The organism is Actinoplanes sp. NPDC051343, from assembly GCF_044455125.1.
Taxonomy (GTDB): Bacteria; Actinomycetota; Actinomycetes; order Mycobacteriales; family Micromonosporaceae; genus Actinoplanes.
In genome coordinates this window covers 280,040-299,874 of sequence record NZ_JBITEL010000015.1, presented here as the reverse complement: position 1 = coordinate 299,874, position 19,835 = coordinate 280,040, and the positions used below count along the sequence as shown (strand labels likewise).

20 protein-coding genes, 1 tRNA gene and 1 pseudogene are annotated in these 19,835 nt (G+C 68.7%); 10 read left to right on the top strand and 12 right to left on the bottom strand.

What is annotated here, in order from left to right:
- Positions 1-237: 237 nt before the first annotated feature.
- A complete protein-coding gene (locus ACIA5C_RS39790) occupies positions 238-405 on the top strand; it encodes a YqaE/Pmp3 family membrane protein (RefSeq protein WP_396064633.1) in 168 nt (55 codons plus the stop codon).
- A 20-nt stretch (positions 406-425) separates the two neighbouring features.
- Here ACIA5C_RS39790 and ACIA5C_RS39785 read toward each other — a convergent pair whose 3' ends face one another.
- Positions 426-2,168: a hypothetical protein gene (locus tag ACIA5C_RS39785; protein ID WP_396064680.1), complete on the bottom strand. Its 1,743-nt coding sequence runs from the start codon at positions 2,166-2,168 to the stop codon at positions 426-428.
- Positions 2,169-2,577: 409 nt separating this feature from the next.
- Between ACIA5C_RS39785 and ACIA5C_RS39780 the strand changes: the two genes are divergently transcribed.
- Both ACIA5C_RS39780 and ACIA5C_RS39775 read left to right on the top strand, forming a co-directional pair.
- Positions 2,578-2,799, top strand: coding sequence for a hypothetical protein (locus tag ACIA5C_RS39780; RefSeq protein WP_396064631.1), 222 nt, complete (start codon positions 2,578-2,580; stop codon positions 2,797-2,799).
- 67 nt (positions 2,800-2,866) lie between these two features.
- Positions 2,867-3,001: a hypothetical protein gene (locus tag ACIA5C_RS39775; RefSeq protein ID WP_396064629.1), complete on the top strand. Its 135-nt coding sequence runs from the start codon at positions 2,867-2,869 to the stop codon at positions 2,999-3,001.
- On the opposite strand, the gene ACIA5C_RS39770 is transcribed toward ACIA5C_RS39775, so the two are convergent.
- The 7 genes and pseudogenes from ACIA5C_RS39770 to ACIA5C_RS39740 form a co-directional block, all read right to left on the bottom strand.
- The gene (locus ACIA5C_RS39770; protein ID WP_396064627.1) at positions 2,994-3,869 is read right to left on the bottom strand and encodes a DUF3039 domain-containing protein; all 876 of its coding nucleotides are present in this window, start codon (positions 3,867-3,869) and stop codon (positions 2,994-2,996) included. The genes ACIA5C_RS39775 and ACIA5C_RS39770 overlap by 8 nt on opposite strands.
- A 190-nt stretch (positions 3,870-4,059) precedes the next feature.
- Positions 4,060-4,455, bottom strand: coding sequence for a helix-turn-helix domain-containing protein (locus ACIA5C_RS39765; RefSeq protein ID WP_396064625.1), 396 nt, complete (start codon positions 4,453-4,455; stop codon positions 4,060-4,062).
- 603 nt (positions 4,456-5,058) lie between these two features.
- A complete protein-coding gene (locus ACIA5C_RS39760) occupies positions 5,059-6,366 on the bottom strand; it encodes a type II toxin-antitoxin system HipA family toxin (protein ID WP_396064623.1) in 1,308 nt (435 codons plus the stop codon).
- The gene (locus ACIA5C_RS39755; RefSeq protein ID WP_396064620.1) at positions 6,359-6,631 is read right to left on the bottom strand and encodes a helix-turn-helix domain-containing protein; all 273 of its coding nucleotides are present in this window, start codon (positions 6,629-6,631) and stop codon (positions 6,359-6,361) included. The genes ACIA5C_RS39760 and ACIA5C_RS39755 overlap by 8 nt, the downstream gene beginning before the upstream one ends.
- 653 nt (positions 6,632-7,284) lie before the next feature.
- A tRNA-Lys gene (locus ACIA5C_RS39750) sits at positions 7,285-7,356 on the bottom strand.
- Positions 7,357-7,411: 55 nt separating this feature from the next.
- Positions 7,412-7,585 (bottom strand): annotated as a pseudogene (locus ACIA5C_RS39745) (response regulator transcription factor); the annotation flags it as partial.
- Entirely contained in the window at positions 7,576-8,520 is a 945-nt protein-coding gene (locus ACIA5C_RS39740; protein WP_396064618.1) for an NAD-dependent epimerase/dehydratase family protein, read from the bottom strand. The gene ACIA5C_RS39740 and the pseudogene ACIA5C_RS39745, both read right to left, overlap by 10 nt.
- Positions 8,521-8,705: 185 nt before the next feature.
- Here ACIA5C_RS39740 and ACIA5C_RS39735 point away from each other — a divergent pair, with 185 nt between their 5' ends.
- From ACIA5C_RS39735 to ACIA5C_RS39715, 5 genes are all read left to right on the top strand, one after another.
- On the top strand, positions 8,706-9,542 hold the full coding sequence (locus tag ACIA5C_RS39735) for a lysostaphin resistance A-like protein (protein ID WP_396064616.1): 837 nt from the start codon (positions 8,706-8,708) through the stop codon (positions 9,540-9,542).
- Positions 9,539-10,639, top strand: a complete 1,101-nt coding sequence (locus tag ACIA5C_RS39730) for a sensor histidine kinase (protein WP_396064614.1) — start codon at positions 9,539-9,541, stop codon at positions 10,637-10,639. The genes ACIA5C_RS39735 and ACIA5C_RS39730 overlap by 4 nt, the downstream gene beginning before the upstream one ends.
- Positions 10,636-11,286: a response regulator gene (locus ACIA5C_RS39725; RefSeq protein WP_396064612.1), complete on the top strand. Its 651-nt coding sequence runs from the start codon at positions 10,636-10,638 to the stop codon at positions 11,284-11,286. The genes ACIA5C_RS39730 and ACIA5C_RS39725 overlap by 4 nt, the downstream gene beginning before the upstream one ends.
- Before the next feature lie 30 nt (positions 11,287-11,316).
- Positions 11,317-11,739: a hypothetical protein gene (locus ACIA5C_RS39720; protein WP_396064610.1), complete on the top strand. Its 423-nt coding sequence runs from the start codon at positions 11,317-11,319 to the stop codon at positions 11,737-11,739.
- A gap of 128 nt (positions 11,740-11,867) precedes the next feature.
- Positions 11,868-12,227: an STAS domain-containing protein gene (locus ACIA5C_RS39715; RefSeq protein WP_396064608.1), complete on the top strand. Its 360-nt coding sequence runs from the start codon at positions 11,868-11,870 to the stop codon at positions 12,225-12,227.
- Here ACIA5C_RS39715 and ACIA5C_RS39710 read toward each other — a convergent pair.
- The 4 genes from ACIA5C_RS39710 to ACIA5C_RS39695 all read right to left on the bottom strand — a co-directional run bounded on the left by ACIA5C_RS39710 (position 12,173) and on the right by ACIA5C_RS39695 (position 16,602).
- Positions 12,173-12,892, bottom strand: coding sequence for a hypothetical protein (locus ACIA5C_RS39710; protein WP_396064606.1), 720 nt, complete (start codon positions 12,890-12,892; stop codon positions 12,173-12,175). The two genes, ACIA5C_RS39715 and ACIA5C_RS39710, sit on opposite strands and share 55 nt — an antisense overlap.
- A gap of 9 nt (positions 12,893-12,901) precedes the next feature.
- Complete coding sequence (locus ACIA5C_RS39705) at positions 12,902-14,032, bottom strand: glycosyltransferase (RefSeq protein WP_396064604.1); 1,131 nt, start codon at positions 14,030-14,032, stop codon at positions 12,902-12,904.
- Positions 14,029-15,174, bottom strand: a complete 1,146-nt coding sequence (locus ACIA5C_RS39700; protein ID WP_396064602.1) for a glycosyltransferase family 4 protein — start codon at positions 15,172-15,174, stop codon at positions 14,029-14,031. The genes ACIA5C_RS39705 and ACIA5C_RS39700 overlap by 4 nt, the downstream gene beginning before the upstream one ends.
- A gap of 162 nt (positions 15,175-15,336) precedes the next feature.
- The gene (locus ACIA5C_RS39695; protein WP_396064600.1) at positions 15,337-16,602 is read right to left on the bottom strand and encodes a hypothetical protein; all 1,266 of its coding nucleotides are present in this window, start codon (positions 16,600-16,602) and stop codon (positions 15,337-15,339) included.
- Positions 16,603-16,766: 164 nt separating this feature from the next.
- On the opposite strand from ACIA5C_RS39695, the gene ACIA5C_RS39690 reads away from it, so the two are divergent.
- Positions 16,767-18,326 (top strand): collagen binding domain-containing protein, encoded by a 1,560-nt coding sequence (locus tag ACIA5C_RS39690; RefSeq protein ID WP_396064598.1) that lies wholly within the window; start codon positions 16,767-16,769, stop codon positions 18,324-18,326.
- Between the two features lie 105 nt (positions 18,327-18,431).
- Positions 18,432-19,835 (top strand): Si-specific NAD(P)(+) transhydrogenase, encoded by a 1,404-nt coding sequence (gene sthA / locus ACIA5C_RS39685; RefSeq protein ID WP_396064596.1) that lies wholly within the window; start codon positions 18,432-18,434, stop codon positions 19,833-19,835.

The following is a 19,835-nucleotide window of genomic DNA, read 5'->3' as shown; positions in this document are numbered from 1 at the left end:
CGGAAGCTAAGCCCTCCAGCGCCGATGGTACTGCACTCGGGAGGGTGTGGGAGAGTAGGACACCGCCGGACTCAACGTGACAGTAGGCCCACCCCGAAAAGGGGTGGGCCTACTGCTATTTCCGGACCTTTTTGCCCCCGGCAGTGACGACGTCTCAAGGGGGTCCCCCACAGGAGCCATCCACCGGTAGCTCTGTCCAGCGACTCCGCGCCGGCGCCGGTAAGGCAGGATGACCGCATGAAAAAGATCCTCCTGATCATCCTTTCCCTGTTCCTGCCGTTCCTGGCGGTCCTGATCCACGAGGGCCCGACCCGCCGCGTCCTGTGGGCGATCCTCTTTCAGCTGATCGGCCACATTCCCGGCGTCGTCTACGGCATCTACGTGGTCACCTCCGACCCCCGCTAACTAACGGCCGGCGCCAGGCGTCATCCGAGTCGGTAGAGTATTGCGCCGTCGATCTGCTCACGGGTGATGCCGAGGCCGTCGATCGGGCGCCCGGGGACGGCCTCCCACGGGCTTCCGCCCAGCCATTCGGGAAGGACGACGACCGACCTGATGCCTGCGGCTCGCAGGGACGCGACGCTTGCCTGGTCCGGAAACGTCATGCTGCTCGAGCGAATCTGGTCCTGGCCGGCCGGGACGAAGGAGACCAAGCCGTTGGGCATGCGTGGGAACCCGTTCGTCGACCACAACATGATGGACATCTCGAGGCTGCCTCCACTGGGCAGCACCAGGGTCGGCTCGGGCGCAACGCTCATCGCGGCCGGATATCTCAGCACCTCGGGGTGCGAGGTCCGGTTGACCCCTTCGACGAGAACCAGGGCGAGCGGGATCAGCAGGGCGAGGCGTAACAGGACGAATTTGCCGCGGGCCAGGTGCACTGACCGCCCAGTGTCGGCCTTGGGCCACGGCGCGACGGTTCGCGTCCAGGCAACGAATGCGCTGACCGCACCGGCCGCCAGCAGGGCCAGCAACAACGAGGTCCACACCATCATTCGCCCGGGTGTGCGCAGCGCGATCCAGCCTGGCAGGTGTTTGGAAAGAGTCAGATAGCCCGGGTCGCCGTGCCAGGGCAGCGTCGCGCCGAGCGTCAGGAGCACCGCCGTGAGGGTGCCGAGGGCCAGCAGGACCCGATGGCGGTCCCGGAAGACCGAGAAGAAGATCCCCGCCGTGGCCAAGGCGATCAACGCCACGCCAGGCAGCAGGGTCATCTCCGGCGCCCACGGCAGTTTGGAACGTGCCGCCACGTGTCGGACGCCCCACAGCCAGGACGCCTCCGGTGCGATCAGGAGGCCCCGCCAGGGCGGCGAGTACATCTCGGTCCAGCTCAGGGCCCGGTCGGCCTGAGGGTAGAGCTGCACGACGCGCTCGAAGGCGAGCCCCATGTAGGTCGTGGCCGCGGCGAAGCACACCCCGCCGATCAGATCGGCGGCCAGCAACCGCCGTCCGAAGGGCGGCCGGCCGCGTCGCCACCAGAACCAGCCGAAACACGCTGCGACGACGAGGCAGATGGCGACCATTACATATGCGAACGCGAGCCCGACAGCCAGCCCGGTGGTGATCTGCCAGGCGCCGACCAGCCAACCGGCCAGCGCCCACCACGCGCTGTGCCGTTCCGGCCGGTGGCCGGTACGCAACGACCAGCCATGGCCGCGAGCGATCATGGCAAGGCTCAGCGCGATTCCGCCGATGGAGAGGACGTTCAGGTGCCCGGCATGCGCGAGTCGCCACGGCGCAAACGCCCAGGCCACGCCGGCCACCGTCGCGCCGAGCGGATGCGCGCCCAACTGGCGGGTCAGGGCGTACGCCCCGACGAAGGCGAGCGCGTATACCAGGACGTACACGATGTTGTATCGCAGGACGGCCGCGTCCATGCCGGATCCGATCATGCCGAACGGCGCGTAACCGAGGACGGTATCGGTGAAGGCCAGCGAGTGCGGAGCCGGATATAACGTGTTCGAGTCCCACAGATGCGACGGATCGTGCAGCAGCGCGTGCCCGCCCCAGGCAATCTGCCAGGCGGACAAGGTCGGGTCGCCGATGTCCCCCGGCACCGTGTGCCGGGGATCGCGCAGCGTCGGCCAGGTCAGCATCGCCGCGAGCACCAGCCCACCAAGGATCACGAGGATCCACTCGCGGCGCGACCACAGCCGTTTCAGCGCGCCCAGCGCCGCGGATCCGCGATCACTCCTGTCGCCGGCCTGCTTGCCGGGGCCAGCCGCGGTGGCGACGTCCGGTGACGAGACTTCGATTCTGCTCACTCAAGACCCCCGGATCTCCTGAGCCAGTCCTACGCCCCGACCCTCCGCATGGCGTCACACATTGTCACACATCAATGTCAATCTGTCGCCGACCAGATCTCGAGCTTGAGCGGCTCACGGAGCAGGCTGATGCACGGCGGACGCCGGGGCCACCGCCATGCTCGACCGGTTGCTCTCGTGCATGGGTTACCGTCTGGAGGTTGTGCGGCGGCCCGTGCGGCCGGAACTCGGTCGTTCATCGAGACGCTCGTGGGAGCTCCACGGTCGGCTGTCGAGTCATCTGACATCAGAGACTCTGAATGAGTGGCGACCCACTGTGCTGCGCAATCTGACTCGCCTGCGGGAGGTCAGCCGTGGGCAGCCTCGTCTGCGGAACCTGGACCGCTGGGAGCACCTGGTCGAAAACGGCGACGTGTCGGGCCTGCACCGGGTGATGACCGGATTGGATGTCGACTCGGTCGAGATGCGCGAGGTCTCGCCTATGCGGGGCCTGCTGTCCCAGTCGGAGCGATCCGAGGTTCTGGGGTTGGCGAGCTGATGCGACGCGACCAGCTATAACAGCGATCCGGACGGCGTGTCAGATCATCGGCCATGACGCTGTGGTGGTGGTCGGCTCGCAGTCCATTCTCGAATCCTTTGCCGAAGATGAGCTTCCGGCCGAAGCGACCATGTCGGTAGAGATCGATATTCTTCCTCTCGCCGACGACAACGACGAGGTCGCAACGGCCCGGATCACTTAGGTAGATTGTGGTAGCGCTCTTCACAGACAGAGCACTTGGGCAAGGATCCATGATCCTGATAGGGGACGAAGTAGACTCCACACATCGACCTGACACCTCGGCCCACAACCGAACTCAGGGCGAGATTACGTCGATGCGTGTAGTGGGCCTTGTCGTTGGGACTCGACTGCGCGATCAGGCCATCATCGGTAATCTTCTGCAGCTGATCGATACGAAGGGCCTGGCTTCCCACTTCGTCGATCGTCGAGTAAGTGTCGCCGAAGCGATCCCAGCTTGTTTCGAGTGGGCTGATCGAGATCAGCACACGCATCGTGGCCTGCCAGCCCAGGTTAGACGTGCGGAACTCGTTCTCGAGGTCGATCTCAACCACTGTCTCTTCGCGCTCGAAGCCTGGTTCGCGCACTTGCTCAACAGCCACCCTGAACTTTGCGAACCGCCCCGCAGGGTCCTTCGGGTGCGGAACGATGAAGGCCGCAGTTCCGCCGTCGGCGACCGTGCGCAGGGCTTCCAGGACGAGACGCTGTATTTCTAGTTCCCAGTCCGTCAATAACCTCGCCGCTGTCTCGCGCTTCAACTGCCGGCGATCAGCATCGAGGGGCAGCCATTTGTCGATCTCGCCAGACTTGTCGGTCCGTTCCGCGCGCTCATAAAAGTCATCCCGGTCTTGGTGGCCACCCTTAGCGAGCCCAGCCGCAACCAGCCAACACGTACCGGTGCCGGAGTCGATCCAAACGCCGCCACGCCATTGACCAGACTTGATCTCGAGTAGCGTGAATCGAGTACAGCTCTTTACCGGCCCGACGTAGTTGTCGTGCTTCGGGTCGTCGCCGAAGCTCTCCCGCGCTTTCTGGACGATCGGATGCGGCAACTAGCTCAGCGGAGAAAGCGGGTCGAGTCCTTCAACGCCCGGCCCCGGCTGAACGTGAGGCGACTTCCATCCGTCGCGTAGATCATCCTGCAAGACTCGGAGAGTAGGGCCTGCCCGTCGGGATTCCACCGGGCCATTGTCCCGGCGGTGCCGGCGGGGAGCGCCTGCGACCCCCAGCCGAACGGTCGATTCACAGCGGGTCGGAAAGTTCGTCAACCGCAGCGGCACGGTTCTGCTGCTGTCGCGCGAAACGCTCGGCGAGCTCACGACGGTCATGCTGGCGGCGCTGCTCGAACTTGATGACCTCGGCGAATGGGATGCGTCGATCCCGGCCGACTCGATCGAACACGATTTCGCCTCGGTCAAGGAGCTTGTACAAGTGTGCGCGACTCATGCCAAGGCGATCAGCGGCTTCATTCGGCGTTAGCGTGGCGGTCGGCTCGAACGCAGTGATCTCGGCGCCCGCACGAATGGACTCGGTAAGCGCACGGATGACGTCGAGCATCTCCGGTGAGATCTCGGCAGCAGCACGCTCTAGCTGGTCGAACTGCTCGGCAGGGACATGGGAGGTGTCGATCGCACGCATGGCTCACCCACGGGGTCGGCTAATTGGCGCAGATGTCATAGATATCGTAGATGTCACAGGTGCTACCAGCCACAGACCTGTCGCAGCAAGCGTCCAAAGCATCTGAGCTGTGCTTAACGCCTGGGATTGGGGCGAATGCCGATCCGAACCAGGATTGCTGGAAGCTCCAGGTGACGAAACGGCCTGTCGGGCTTTGACCCCAATTGGCCGACGCCGGCGCCGCGGAACGCCATCGGCTCACCGTTTAAGGCCAAGATCGGCAGCGCTCCGATGACGAATCGGTGCCACACCACGCTGACCGCATCCAAGAACACCTCATCGACGTCAGCCAGCTGAGCGCAAGACAACCATCAAACAGCCGCTCGCATACGGAGGAGGCGACCCACGACGGCCCGCCGCCGGGCGGCCCAGCGCGCCAACCGCAACGTGGGGTCTGGGGGGTCGCCCCCAGGCTAGTACGGTGGGCCGAACGTTGCACCATGCGAACCGCTTCACCGTCGTTCCAGGCGAACCACTGCCGGAACTTGCCGGCTCTGCCCGGCTTCGTGAGAGACGACGAGAGACCAACGCGACGGCGACTTGACAGCCGCACGCGCAGGAAGACTAGTCCCGCGCAAGGGCATTTTGACACCAGATGGCGCGAGTGGCGACGCGCTCCGCCAATCTGGCGGGCAGAGTGCTTCCGAGCACCTTCACCTCGTCGTCGCGCGCAGCGTCAGCAAAACATTCGGGTGTCCGCACCGCGAGCGCGTGTACTCGTGCCAAGGTCTCGTCGGAGTCGAGCCGGTTCGCTTCAGCGAACCGGCGCCAATGCCGACCGCTGATGCCCTCGACCCGGTCCTCGCCACCCACCCGCATCGCCATCCGGAGTCGAGGCAGGTACATATCGTCGTACGGGAGTGCGCTGGCGACGTCGTAAAGCGGTGCCAGCCGGACCTGCCGGCCAGCGAGCAGGAGCGAGTAGTTCTTCGCATGCGCATCGGTGCCGGCAATTATCCAATTGAAGGCTAGGGCATCGACGAAACGGGAGACGTGGGCCTCGGCGATGCGCACTGGATGGATCTCGCGCCGCAGGAGGTCGATAATCTGCTCCGGCGACGGTCCTCCCTCATTCTGGTATTTCGCGGTTGGCGGCATCCCCAGGGCTTGGCAGATGTCCTCTTGATGTATCCGCCGGACCGGCTCTTCGGGACTTTGGCTCAAGCGGTCGTACCGTTCGACGGCGATGGCCCGCTCGTGCCCGAACGTAACCACTGAGGACAGCGCGGCCGGCAGGCCTGCCCGATTGGCGGCCTCCAAGCACAAGTGCTCCGTGAGGTCGTGTTCGTCCAGACCAGCAACCGCAGGCTTGAGGATGTGGGTCGTGGGTGCCGCGCCCCAGGGCTCGCCCCATCGGTCAGTGCCGGCATCGAGATACAGAGCCGTCTTGGCTTGGGCCCCCGCAAGGCTGAACTGCCCGCTGTTGTGAACATGCCAGGAGGTCGGATCCGCACGCAGCGTACGCAGACGGTCAGCCACCTCGCCCTCGCCAAGCCAGTTGACACCGCCGTCGCCGGCAAGGACCGCCGTAACCCGTTCCGGCGTGACAAACTGCGCAGCGCCCGCACAGTCCTCGCCAACATGCTGAAGCAAGGCGAACGGATTGCCGGCCGATACCTGATACGTTCGCGCCCACCGCTCAAGTACCCGTTCATTGTCAGGCAGCAGGCCCCAGAGGAACGGTCGGACCACCGCATCCGAGTGCGCTCGTCGGGCGAGGGGCATCGATAGCGACAACGGCGTGGCATCCTTCGCGATCCGCCATTGCTCCTCGTACTCCAGCGAGAAGCGGCCGTCCGCACCCTGCGAAATGACGCCGACCCGCTGGCCGGCCATCAGAACCGCCAATCGCCTCTCAGGCGCCTCAGCCATTATCGGTCCCGATGTCACCGAAGAGAGCGTCAAGATCGAGGTCGCCGGGTGCAGGTTCGACAGCAAAGGCGTCCAAACCGAGCCCCAGCGCGTCCAGCGTACGCAGGATCAGACCGAACTCGGCAGTCGACTTTCCTGCCTCGAGGTCGGAAAGCCAGCGACGACTCACTTTGGCCGCGTCAGCGAGCGCCGCCTGAGTCTGACCTCGATCCTGCCGCGCCTGCCGGACGATCAGACCAAGGTCTCGCGCATTGGCGATTCGCATCCCGCCTCCCTCGTGTGCACGAACATACACAACATAGCCGATGTGCACGTTCATGCACCAAGCCGCATCGGTGCACGAGCGTGCACATTCCGCCGACGAAGGCAGCCGTGCTTTCGCGATTGACGTTCCTCGGCACGAAGCGCGACCAGCAGGCTCGGACGACGCCGGCGGACTTGAAACGGCCCGGCGACTCTGGCTTTGGAGCAGCCCGCTAGCGGCAACGCAATCGCCGGACAGCCCGGTTGCGCAGCGAAGCACAAGAAGCGATTGCCCGTCACCGCCCCGCCCGGCGCCACCGCGACGTAGGCGACAGGCGCCATGAGGACCACTGCCGAGGAACTCGACATCCAGCTTGCCGCGTGCCGAGGAATCGCACAGGTTGACCAAGACGCGACCGCGATGGACGCCGTCACGCTGCACGCGCTCCACGACTCTTACCGCAACGCCGACCAACTCATCGCCAACGCCACCCGCGCCCGTCGGATCCAAGGTCAACAGGGCCGCGTGATCGCCAACGGCCGCCGGTCGAACCCGGGGCAACGGCCGCGAAAGCCTCGCGTCAGCGAGAAGCGCGAGCAACGACAGCCCGGTGCCGACCCGCCCAGCGCCCCCACCGCAACGTGGGTCTGGGGGGTCGCCCCAGGCTAGTACGGTGGGCCGCCCGGGACTCGAACCCGGAACCTAAGGATTAAAAGTCCTCAGCTCTGCCATTGAGCTAGCGGCCCGCGGGCACCAGGTTACCTGAGGGGTCCGGCCCGTGTTGCACGGCTTTCCGGTGACCTATGGCTCGGTGGTGGCGAGGCCTGTTCGGTGGGCGAGGACGACTGCTTGGGCTCGGTCGCGGAGGTCCAGTCTGGTGAGGATCCGGGAGACGTAAGTCTTTACGGTCTCGAGGCCGGCCACCATGGCTGCGGCTATTTCGGCGTGGGAGAGGCTTTCGGCGATCAGTTGGAGGGGGGCGCGAGCTCGGCTCGGAAGCCCTCGCGCCAGGACGGGTATCGGAGCTTCCAGCCGAGTTCGCGCTTGGCCTTTGCGTTGGAGAAGCCGCGGCCCTCGGTCATCATGAAGACGGCCTGGTCGCCGGCGAGGAGGCGGGCCAGCCAGACCGGGACGTGCAGCGGCTTGCCGGCGCCGGAGCACTGGGCCAGGTAGGGCAGCCAGTCGCGGGCCGGGGCCGGGTCGTCGTCGACGATGTTGAAGACGCCGGTGGCGTTCCGTTCCACGGCCAGGACGGTTGCGGTGGCCGCGTCGTCGAGGTGGACCCACGACGTGTAGCCGGAGCCGCTGCCGACCAGCGGGTATTGGCGCTTGCGGAGCAGGGTGACCTGGTCGTCGATCGCGCCGGGGCCGTAGAGGGAGCCGTAGCGCAGGACCGTGCCGCCGAACTTCAGCACCTTTTCCTCGGCCTGCTCGAGGGTGCTGAGCACGGGGTTGGCGGCGGTGCCGGGCATGAGGTTGAGCGGCTCTTCCTCGGTCTTGACCCAGCCACCGGTCGGCTCGCCGTTCCACGCCGCATAACCCTGGTTGAAGAAGCGGGTCACACCGGTGGCCGAGGCGGCGGCCAGGAGGTTGTCGGTGCCCTCGGAGCGGAGCCGGTTGGTGATCGCGAACCACTTGTCGGGGTGCTTGATGTCGGGCTTGCCGGCGTGGGCCATCGAGATCGCGGTCATCTCGTTGACGATCACGTCGGGGCGGGCGGACGCCACCGCCTCGGCGACCGAGCCCGGGTCCAGGCCGTCCATCACCACGCCGGTCGCGCCCAGGCCCTCGGCCAGGGCGAGCTTGGCCCGGCTGGTCGTCGTCGCCGTCACCTGGTGACCGCGGGCCACCAGCTGGGGCACCAGTCGTTGCCCGAGCACGCCGGTCGCGCCGGCCACGAAAACGTGCATGGTGCTGCCTCCTCGCCGTGGAACGTCTCCTGACAACAAGACACCGCAGCCCGGACGGATGTGACGGTCGCTCGGGCGAGCTACCCGAAGTGCGCTCGGAATGGTGACTATTTCGGGCGCCGGGCTCCATAGCGTTCGACATGTCCGCGGCACCCCGGTCGCGGCGTATCGCCAAGGAGCGCATCGTGCGGTTGTTGAAGCAGCTCGTGGTCGTCGCCCTGATCGCCCTCGTCGGCGGCCAGGCCGTCGCCGCGGTCGACTGGAACACCCCTCTCACCTTGGTTCTGGGCGTGGCGACGGCGATACTTTCGCTGCTCGCGTACGCCTGGATCGTGCGCCGGACCGAGCACCGCGACCCGGTCGAGGTGGCGCGAAAGGGCGCCCTCGGCGCCCTGAGCCGTGGTCTCCTCCTGGGCTCCGGCCTGTTCGCCGCGGTGATCGCCAACATCTGGTTCCTCGGTGACTATCGCGTGCTCGGCTGGGGCTCGATCGCGGGCCCGGTGGCGCTGATCGGGTTCACCGCCGGTGCGGCCGTGACCGAGGAACTGCTGTTTCGCGGCGTCCTGTTCCGGATCATCGAGGGACGTCTGGGCACCTGGCTGTCGCTGATCCTGACCAGCCTGCTGTTCGGCCTGTCGCACCTGTTCAACCCGGGGGCGACGCTGTGGAGTGCGACCGCCGTCGCGATCGAGGCCGGCGGCATGCTCGCCGCGGCCTATGCGGCCACCCGCAACCTATGGGTGCCGATCGGTCTGCACTTCGGCTGGAACTTCGCCGAGGGCGCGATCTTCGGCACCGACATCTCGGGCAAGAGCGCCCCCGAGGGCGTGCTGCACAGTGCCCTTTCCGGGCCGACCGCGGTCAGCGGCGGCGCGTTCGGGCCCGAGGCGAGCGTCTATGCGCTGGTTGCCGGGGTGCTGGTGACGATCGCGTTCATGTGGCTGGCCCGGCGGCGCGGGCGCGTCATGCCCCTGCGGCGGCGTGCCACCGAGGCCGCCACCACGGCTACTCTCGTCGCGTGATCGGTCTCCGGCGCGCCGACGTCATCGTGCGAGACCTGCCGTTCGCGCTGTTGATCGCGGCGATATCGCTGGTACCGGCGGTCGACAGCCATGGGACCCAGCTGGGCGACGTGCCGAACCGGCCGTTGGACGCGCTGGCCGTCGCGGTCGTGCTGCTGGAGTCGCTGCCGCTCGCCGTGCGCCGGCGGTGGCCGCTGGTCTGTCTCGCGTTGGTGTCGGTAGGCTTCGCGGCCGACGAGATCCGCGGTTATCACACGGTGGCGACCATCGTGTTGCCGATCGCGTTGCTCAACGCGGGGCTGCACACCGAGCGACACCGGCGGGTCGCCATGGCGACGGCTTCCCTGGCGTACGCCGTGCTGGCGGTCGCCGTCGACGAGAGCCCCGCCGGTCTCCTGACCTTCTATCTGGGCCTGGCCATCGCCTGGGGTGCCGGGTCGTGGCTGCGGATCTCGCGGGTTGCCGAGGCGGAGCGCCGGAGGCACGTCGCCGAGAGCACCCGCGCCGCCGAACGCACCCGCATCGCCCGCGAGCTGCACGACGTGGTGACCCATCACGTGACGGCGATGGTCGTGCAGGCCGAGGCGGCGCGCTATCTGACGGCCGCGCCGGAGAAGCTCGACCGGACGCTCACCGCGATCACCGACACCGGCCGGCGGGCGGTCTCCGATCTGCGGCACCTGCTCGACCTGCTCAACCCCGATCACGGGGTCGAGCCGCGGACCGTCGGCGACCTGCACGAACTGGTGGAACAGACGCGGCGGGCCGGGCAGCCGGTGGAGTTCGCCGAGGCGGGTGCACCGGCCGAGGCGACGGGGAGTGCCGAGGTGACGGCGTACCGGGTGGTGCAGGAGGCGCTGACCAATGCCCTCAAATACGCTCATGGGCGTCCCACTACTGTCGGTGTCCACTATGGCGCCGGGGAGATCGACGTGGAGATCAGTACCGACGGGTCGGAAAGGCCGGCCGCGCCGGTCGGCGGGAGCGGGCGGGGCCTGGCCGGGCTGCGGGAGCGGGTCGCCGTGCTCGGCGGGGAGTTCAGCGCCGGGCCGAGCGGGGGCGGCTTCGTCGTGACCGCCCGGATCCCCCGGTCATGATCCGGGTGCTCGTCTGCGACGACCAGGCGCTGATCCGCGCCGGGTTCGCGACGATCATCGACGCGCAGGCCGACCTCGAGGTGGTCGGCGAGTGCGGCGACGGCCGTGCGGCGGTCGACCTGGCGGCCCGGTTCAAGCCGGACGTGGTAGTGATGGACGTCCGCATGCCGGTGCTCGACGGGATCGAGGCGACCCGCCTGCTGGCCGGCGCCGGGGTGGCCGACCCGGTCAAGGTGCTGGTGGTGACCACGTTCAACCTCGACGAGTACGTCTACGAGGCTCTTCGCGCCGGGGCCAGCGGTTTCCTGCTCAAGGACGCCCCGCCGGCCCGGCTGCTCGACGGCATCCGTACGGTTGCCGGCGGCGCCGCCCTGCTCGATCCGGAGGTCACTCGCCGGCTTGTCGGTCGCTATGCCGCCCGCATCCGCCCGGGCGACCGTCCGGGCGACGACGCGAGCCTGACCGCGCGGGAGCTCGAGGTGCTGCGGCTGCTCGCCAACGGCCTGTCGAACAGCGAAATCGCCGAGACCCTGATGATCAGCCACGAGACCGTTAAGACCTATGTGTCGCGGATTCTCACCAAGCTCGGTTTACGCGACCGGGTCCAGGCCGTGGTCTATGCCTATCGTCGGGGGCTAGTGACATAGCGGGACCACCGGTCATACGATCGGGGGACCATGGAACTCCACTGGTGGTCCATCGAGGTCTTCGACGGCGCGCAACTCTCCGCGGCGCGCTGGCAGGATGCCCATGGCAATGACCTGGTCGAAGCGGCGGTCACCCACGGGGCGTACGACTGGGCCTGGCATCGCCACTCCTGGGGCGTCCTGTTCGAGATCGGTTTCCGCAGTGACGACCAGTGGCCCGAGTTCCGTGCGCTCCCGGCCGTCCAGGCCGCGCTCGACGCGGTGCCCGATCCGATAAACGGCCTGCTCACCTATCCCGGCCGGGGCGGCAGCTCGGGCCGGGTGCAGCCGCGGCCGCGCCGCCCGATCTCGGGTGCCGGTGCCGCCGAGCTACCGATCGAGCCGGAGATCGTCGAGGTCACGCTGGCCGAGTGCATGCCGGCACCGACGGCGGCCGGCGTTGTCGCGGCCTGACTTTTGTTCGCCTGGTGCATGACCACGCGTCTGGAGATCGACGCCCGCACGGGCGACGCATACGCTGGCGCCCCCGGCAAAGGAACGGCTACGGCCCGGCCAACAACAGGTTGACGGAAGGCGGACCGATGTCCGACGTCGAAACCCGCACCGAGCCCGACGGCAGTCTGGTCATCCAGCCGCACGGAGCGATGGGTGCCGACCGCGCCCTCCCGCTCCGTCAGCTCCTCATCCACGCGGTCCGCAAGGTGCGGCCCCGGCGGTTGATCGTCGAGCTGGGTGACGTACACACCCTTGACCCGATCAACCTGGGCACGCTGGCCGCGCTGTGCGGCGTGGCCGACGATCACCGGGTCACGCTGGTGCTGGCCAACCCGCCCGCCGAGATCCGGGCCGAGCTGCTGGCGGCCGGTGTCGCCGCCCAGCGCATCCACTACACGCGCGAGACCGTCAGCGTCGAGACGCCCGAGGTCGCGTCGATGTCGTAACGGTCGGTCGCTGTCGACCAGCCGTCCGGGCTCCACACGGAACCGCCGGCCACGCCCGAGTGCGTCTGGCCGTCGATCGTCACGCTGCCCGCGCCGCCGTTCGCCGCCACCCGCACCGGGGCGTCGCCGGCGAGGCGCACGTCAAACTGTGCGGCGCCGCCGCCGAGCACGACCCGCTGGGTGCCGTGCGCGGCCGGGAGGGCCACCGCGGCCCGCGAGGTGCCGGCACCGAAATCGACGTCGCCGCCCGGGCCGCCGGTCAGGTCGACCGACTCGTCGTCGGCCCCGCCGGACAGCCGTACGCTCCAGTGCACCTTCGAGCTGAGCACGACCGTGACCAGGGCCGGGTCGCCGCCGGAGGTCGCGTGCAGACCGGCGATCACCTCGTGGCCGTCGACGTCGACCGCGGGTACGACCTTGGAGCCGTCGGGAGTGGACACCTCGTAGCGGTCGCCACCCAGGTCGCCCAGCCGGACGCGTACCACGTCGGCGCCGTTGACCAGGGCGAACGACGACACGTCGCCGTCGCCGCGGATCCGATGGCCGTCGCGGTGGTCGTGGCCGGCCGCGACCAGGGCAACCCCGCCGAGCCACCCGTCACAGCCGGTCAGCAGGAAGACGCTCGCTATGGCGAGGCTTACCGAGGCTGGAAACCGTACGTTCACGGGGGTCGATTACCCAGAACCGACCAGGCGTACGCGGCCGGCACCGTGCGCCGAGAGGAAGCCGTCCACCGCGTCCGTCCACGGGAAGCGTTCCGCCTGCTCCCGGGCCGCCCGTCGGCGCCGGTCCGCGGGCCGTTCCATCAGGGCGAGCACGGCGTCCGCGTAGGCCGGCCCGTCGCCCGGCGCCGCGATCCCGGCCGAGCCGATCACCTCGGACAGGGCGCTCTCGGCGCTCGCGACCACCGGCGTCCCGCTGGCCAGCGCCTCGAGAGCGGCCAGCCCGAACGTCTCGACCGGTCCCGGCGCGAGCACCACGTCGGCGGTCGCCAGCAGTGCCCCGAGCAGTGCCGGGTCGCCGAGGAACCCCAGGAAACAGACCGGCAGCCGGCGCTTCTCGGCCTCGGCCTGCAGCATCGGCAGCAGCGGCCCGGATCCGGCCACGACCAGTCGGGCGGGCACCCCGGCCTTGCGGAGCGCCGCCACCGCATCGAGCGAGCGTCGCGGCTTCTTCTCGGCCGACAGCCGCCCGCAGTGCAGCAGCAGGATCTCGTCCGGCTTCGCCCACCGGGCCCGCAGCACCGGGTCGTGCCGGGCCGGCGAGAAGCGGTCGAGGTCGACTCCGAGCGGCACGCGGGAGACGTTGGGCGCGTCGATCCGTTCGAACTCGGCCGCCGCCCACCGGGTGGTGCAGACGATCCGGTCGAAGTCGTCGGCGGTCCGCCGGTTGAGGTTGTCGGCGACCCGGCGGCCCCAGGCCGGGCCGAAGAGCCGCAGCAGCCCGTCCAGGCTCTCGTGGGACACCATCATCGACGGCACGTCCCGCCTGCGGGCCCAGCCGCCGACCCAGCGCAGCGAGGTCCGGTCGGACACCTCGATCCGGTCCGGCCGCAGGTCGCGCAGCAGCGCCGAGGTCCGCCGCCGCCCGAGCAACATCCGGTAGCCGCCCATCCCGGGCACTCGCGGGCCGGGCAGCGTGATCACCAGGCCCTGCTCGGTCTGCTTCTCCGCCGCCTCGGGGGCGGGCACGATCAGCACCGACTCGTGGCCGGCCGACTCGTAGCCGGTGCCGAGATGCCGCAGGGCGGTGCGCAGGCCGCCGGATTTCGGCGTGACGAAGTTGGCGATGCGGACGATCCTCACGCGGCCACCGCCGTGCGGCGGTGGACCGCGGTCGCGTCGACGACCTCGTGGTAGTGCCCGAGCAGTTCCTCGCCGACCGCGAACCAGCTGCGGCCCTCGACCGAGACCCGGCCGGCGGCACCGAACGCCGCCCGCTTCTCCGGGTCGGCCACCAGGCCGGCGATCGCCGCGGTGAAGCCGGCCGCCTCGAACGGTGGCACCAGATAACCGGTGCGCCCGTCGGCGACCAGGTCGACCGGGCCGCCGGCACGCGGGGCGACGACCGGGAGGCCGCTCGCCATCGCCTCCTGCACCGCCTGGCCGAATGTCTCGTAGGGGCCGGTGTGCGCGAAGACGTCGAGACTCGCATAAATGCGTGCGAGTTGTTTTCCGCGGCGTACACCCAGGAACGTCGCCTTGGGCAGCGCCTTGTGCAGCATGTCCGCCGCCGGGCCGTCACCGACCACGACCAGCTTGACCCCGGGCAGGCCGGAGACCTCCGCCAGGAGGTCGACCTGTTTCTCGACCGCGAGCCGGCCGACGAATCCGACCAGCACTTCGCCGCCGGGAGCCAGCGCCCGGCGAATGCCGTCGCTGCGATGGCGCGGATGGAATTGAACGTCGTCGACGCCCCGGCGCCACAGATAAATGCGGTCCACCCCGTGTGTGTGCAATGCCGCGGCCGATTCCGTCGACGGCACCAGGGTGCGGGAGGCGAGATTGTGCACCCGGCGGATCCAGCGCCAGGCCGCGCCTTCGGTCATCGACACCCGATAGGCGCGCGCATAGGCGGCGACATCGGTCTGATAAACCGCGACGGTCGGCAACTGCTGCGAGCGCGCCGCCATCATTCCCCACGCGCCGAGCACGAACGGGCTGGCTAGGTGAACGACCTCGGTGCCGTGCGCCCGCAGTGCGGCGGAAATGGTCCGCGTCGGCAGGCCGAGCCGGATCTGCGGATAACCGGGCATCGGCATCGACGCCACCCGGACCACCGGATAGGGCACGTCCACGCGGGTGTCCCGGACCGCCGGCGGCGGCTGAGGGGCGATGACGAGCGGCTGATGACCGCGCCGCACAAGATGCTCGGCCGTGCGCACAACCGAGTTGGCGACCCCGTTCACATCCGGCAGGAACGACTCCGTGACCAGTGCGATCCGCATGCCCCCACGATGATCTGCGCCGATGTCTCCGCAACCGTCACTTTGTAGCCGCCACCCGAACGCTATGGAACGCTTAGGCGATCGGCGTCAAAGCAAAGTCTTCAAGATGTACGGATTCCGGTGAGGCGAGCGGGAGATCGGCGTCTCCCGCTCGCCGGGGCGTCACGCCACGTTGAGGGCGTAGTTACGCGGCTGCGACCTGTTGCCGGCCGCGTCCACGCTCCACACGGTCAGCGAGTGGTGGCCGGACGAGGTGGGGTACCAGCTCACCACCGCGGCGCCGCCCGGCTGGTCGGCGTCGACCCGGGCCGACTGGAAGCCGTCCATGCCGTACGCGAAGGCGACCACGTCGGCCGAACCGTTCGCGGTGAACAGGAACGTGCCGTAGTCGAACGTGCCGCCGATCGGGGTGGGCGAGTTCTCCGGGTAGTCCGGCGAGGCGACGGTCGGCGCGGTCGCCGGCGCGACGTGGTCGATCGTGAAGTAGCACGGGTCGCTCCACGGGCCGTACGCCCGCTGGTCGTACGTCCGAGCGTGCCAGCCGTACCGTCCGTCGGGCAGCGTCTTGCCGTGGATGTAGCCGCTGCCGAACAGGCCGTCGAAGCCGGACTGGATGCCCGTGTCGACGGGGGTCACCGCGCTCGCGTCGGAGGTCGGCCACATCTCCATCTCCGGGGTCAGCACGTCGCCCGGATTGCGGTCGCGGTCCGACATGTTCGCGAAGACGTCGAAGTCGGAGTTGGTGGCGAAGTTGTCGGTACACGGCTGGTCGGAGGTGTTCACGCCCAGCTTGGCCGGCTTGTCGGGGGCCTGGTTGGTGAGCGTCACCTGCAGGCGTACGTCGTTGAAGCTGAGCGTTCGCGCGAAGCGCTTGGTGGCCTCGTGCCGCTGCGGCACCCGGATCTCGATCCAGAGCTCGGTTTCGTGCTTGGTGAGGGCACGGTCGAGCATCGTCGTGACGTCGGCGGTCGGCGTGACCGGCTGGCAAGCGTCGGACGGGGTGACCGCCACCGCGGCACCCTGGGTGGCCGGCGGGTCGGCCCAGTCGTTGCCGTCGAATGCGGCCGTCCGGCGCACGGTCAGGTCGCGGGCGGCCGTGCAGTCGGCGCCGAGTTCGTCGGGAAGGGTGACGACGGCCCGCTGGAGGCGGGAGTCGTTCATGCCGCTGATGTCGAAGCCCGCGTACGCCCGCGAGGTGTGCGTGACGCCGTTCTCGTCGACCGACGTGCCGACCGGGGCCAGGCCACCGCTCGGGAAATACGTGGTGTCGTCGGGGCTGGCCGAGTCGGTGTACGCGTTGAACGAGGATTCGACGTCGTAGTGCGGTCCCGCGATGTCGGCGGAGGCGGGCACGGCGCCCACGACGGTGGATGCCGCCGTGGTGAGGAGGGCGACGGCCGCGATCCACCGTGGAGTTGCGACTCTCACTGAGGTCCCTTCGGTAGGGGTGGGCGCAGCGATCGTAATCATCGGAGATCGTCTCTGGTGCCCCGGTTTGCTGTCTTGATCAACTTTGATGTATCGGGGCGGCGCCGAGCCGGGGCCGCGTGCCAGAATCTCGCGGCAAGATTCAGACTCCGGGGACGGGAAACATGGGAACAAGCAGGTGGGGCCGCGCTTTCGCGGTCATGGCCGCAGGGCTGGTGGCGGGGGCGATGCTGCCGGGCGCGGCGCACGCCGACGACCCGGCTACCGGCTCGATCACGGGCCGGTTCACGCAGGCCGGCGGCGGCAAGGTGACGGTGAACCTCTGGACCGTGGCCGGCGGCAGCGCCGGCCAGGTGACCAGTGACGCCGAGGGTGACTACACCTTCGCCTCGGTCGCGCCCGGCCAGTACAAGGTCCAGTTCGTTCTGCCGAACTTCGGCTCCACACTCCACTCGCAGTGGGCGTACCAGAAGCTCACGTACTCGACCGCTTCCGTCGTCGCAGTGACCGGCGGCGCGGCCACCGAGGTCGACGACTCGCTGATCTCGCCGACCGGTGTGCAGCTCACGGTCACCGACGCCGACACCGGCGCGCCGGTCGACGACGTCTGCGTCAGCCAGTACCAGGGCGGATTCGGGGGCGTCTGCGGCGGGACGAACGGCGTGTTCTCGCTGCCGAACGTGCAGGACGGCGCCCAGACGCTCTACCTCACGTCCCCGGACGGCCTGCACGCGAGCACCACCGTCGGCGTGACCGTGAAGTTCGGCGTGCTGGCCAAGGTCGCGGTGTCGGTGAAGGCGACCGCCGCGATCACCACCAAGGTCGTCGACTCGGCCACCGGCGACCCGGTTCCGGACGTCTGCGTCATCGCGCTCCCGACCGTCTTCGGAACGGTCGACGGCACGATGTGCCAGTACGGCAGCCCGAACTACAGCGCCCAGGACGGCACGGCCACGATCGGCGCGCTGGCGGCCGGCTCGTACGAGCTGCTGGCCCTGCCCGAGGACGGCATCCACGGCATCCAGTGGGTCGGCGCGAAGGGCGGCACCGGCAGCCAGTACAAGGCGAAGCGGCTCGACCTGATCGCCGGCCGGAGCACCGCGGCGCCGGTCGTCAAGCTCGACCCGGCCGCCTCGATCACCGGCACGATCACCGACGCCGACACGGGCGAGACGCTGATCAACGGGTGCGCGTCGGTGCTGCCGGTCCGGCCCGGCCAGGGCACGACCGTGGTCGACCCGAGCTGCGCCTCCTACTACAGCCCGACATACACGATCGCCAACCTCGGGCCGTACGCGTGGCCGGTGCGGTTCTCGAGCTACTACGACAGCGATAACTACGGCGGAATCTGGTCGGGCAACGCGGCCGACCGCAAGGCGGCCACCCCGATCCAGGCCGGCGCTACCCAGCCGACCGTGGCCGACGCGCAGCTGCACCTGCTGGGCACCGGGCTCAAGCTCGCGCCGAAGACCTCGGACGGCATGCCGTACAGCGGCTACCTGAACGTGGACGTCTTCAACGCGCGTACCGGTGACTACGTCAAGAGCGTCAGCTACCAGACCACCCTCGACGGGGTGATCGATCAGCCGGTGCGCCTGCAGTACTACGCCGGCAGCGCGTTCGTGAACGGCTGGTACGGCGGAACCAACTTCGCCACCGCCACCAACGTACGGGTCAATCCGGCCGCCCCGCCGACCGTCAAGATCGCTCTACAGGACAACTGAGCTGCGCCGTCGCGGGGCGGGCGGCAGCGTCCGCCCCGCGAACGCTGCGGAAAAACATCATGACGGCCGTAGACCGGGGAACGACCGGACTGCGACGCTGATGACGTGTATGACTACGACCTGTTGGTTCTGGGTTCGGGTCCGAGCGGGCAGAAGGCCGCGATCGCGGCGTCCAAGCTGGGCCGCCGCGTGGGCATCGTCGACCGTCGCGACATGATCGGCGGGGTCTGCATCAACACCGGGACGGTGCCGTCCAAGACCCTGCGCGAGGCGGTTCTCTATCTGACCGGCCTCAGCCAGCGCGATCTCTACGGCTCGAGCTACCGGGTCAAGGAAGAGATCACCGTCAGCGACCTGGCCGCTCGCACCCAACACGTGATCAGCCGGCAGACCGACGTCATCCGCAACCAGTTGGCCCGCAACCACGTCGCGATGATCACCGGCACCGGGCGGTTCGCCGACGCGCACTCGATCTGGGTCGACGCGGGTAGCGGCCGCGATTCCAAGGTCACCGCTGACAAGATCATCATCGCGGCGGGCACCCGTCCGGCCCGGCCGGACAGCGTCGACTTCGACGACCGCACGATCGTCGACTCGGACGGCGTGATCAACCTGCAGGCGGTACCGCGCAGCATGGTCGTGGTCGGCGCCGGCGTCATCGGCATGGAGTACGCGTCGATGTTCGCCGCGCTCGGCACGAAGGTCACCGTGGTCGAGCGCCGCGAGAAGATGCTCGACTTCTGCGACGAGGAGATCATCGAGTCGCTCAAATACCACCTGCGCGACCTCAGCGTCACGTTCCGGTTCGGCGAGGAGGTGGCGGCGGTCGAGCGACACCAGACCGCCGCCCTCTGCATCCTCAAGAGCGGCAAGAAGATCGTCGCCGACACGGTGATGTACTCGGCCGGCCGGCAGGGCCAGACCGACGACCTCAGCCTCGAGGCGGCCGGGCTCGCCGCCGACCGCCGCGGCCGCATCGAGGTCGACACCAACTACCGCACCGCGGTCGACAACATCTACGCGGTCGGCGACGTGATCGGCTTCCCGGCGCTCGCCTCGACCTCGATGGAACAGGGCCGCCTGGCCGCGCACCACGCCTGCGACGAGCCGGTGCGCGAGATGAACAAGCTGCAGCCGATCGGCATCTACACGATCCCCGAGATCAGCTTCGTCGGGCGGACCGAGGACGAGCTGACCGACTCGGCGACGCCGTTCGAGGTCGGCATCGCGCGCTACCGCGAACTGGCCCGCGGCCAGATCGTCGGCGACTCGTACGGCATGCTCAAGCTGCTGGTCTCGCCGGAGGACGGCAAGCTGCTCGGCGTGCACGTGTTCGGCACCGGGGCGACCGAGATCGTCCACATCGGGCAGGCGGTGATGGGCTGCGGCGGCACGGTCGACTACCTGGTCGACGCGGTCTTCAACTATCCGACGCTGTCCGAGGCGTACAAGGTGGCGGCCCTCGACGCCTCGAACAAGATCCGCAACATCACCCGCATCGACGGCTAG

What these genes read in the sequence shown, in the direction of transcription:
- ACIA5C_RS39790 (WP_396064633.1), top strand. Translation starts at nt 238, where the DNA reads ATGAAAAAGATCCTCCTGATCATCCTTTCCCTGTTCCTGCCGTTCCTG.
- ACIA5C_RS39765 (WP_396064625.1), bottom strand. Translation starts at nt 4,455, where the DNA reads ATGCGTGCGATCGACACCTCCCATGTCCCTGCCGAGCAGTTCGACCAG.
- ACIA5C_RS39760 (WP_396064623.1), bottom strand. Translation starts at nt 6,366, where the DNA reads ATGGCTGAGGCGCCTGAGAGGCGATTGGCGGTTCTGATGGCCGGCCAG.
- ACIA5C_RS39755 (WP_396064620.1), bottom strand. Translation starts at nt 6,631, where the DNA reads ATGCGAATCGCCAATGCGCGAGACCTTGGTCTGATCGTCCGGCAGGCG.
- ACIA5C_RS39740 (WP_396064618.1), bottom strand. Translation starts at nt 8,520, where the DNA reads ATGCACGTTTTCGTGGCCGGCGCGACCGGCGTGCTCGGGCAACGACTG.
- ACIA5C_RS39725 (WP_396064612.1), top strand. Translation starts at nt 10,636, where the DNA reads ATGATCCGGGTGCTCGTCTGCGACGACCAGGCGCTGATCCGCGCCGGG.
- ACIA5C_RS39720 (WP_396064610.1), top strand. Translation starts at nt 11,317, where the DNA reads ATGGAACTCCACTGGTGGTCCATCGAGGTCTTCGACGGCGCGCAACTC.
- ACIA5C_RS39715 (WP_396064608.1), top strand. Translation starts at nt 11,868, where the DNA reads ATGTCCGACGTCGAAACCCGCACCGAGCCCGACGGCAGTCTGGTCATC.
- ACIA5C_RS39700 (WP_396064602.1), bottom strand. Translation starts at nt 15,174, where the DNA reads ATGCGGATCGCACTGGTCACGGAGTCGTTCCTGCCGGATGTGAACGGG.
- ACIA5C_RS39690 (WP_396064598.1), top strand. Translation starts at nt 16,767, where the DNA reads ATGGGAACAAGCAGGTGGGGCCGCGCTTTCGCGGTCATGGCCGCAGGG.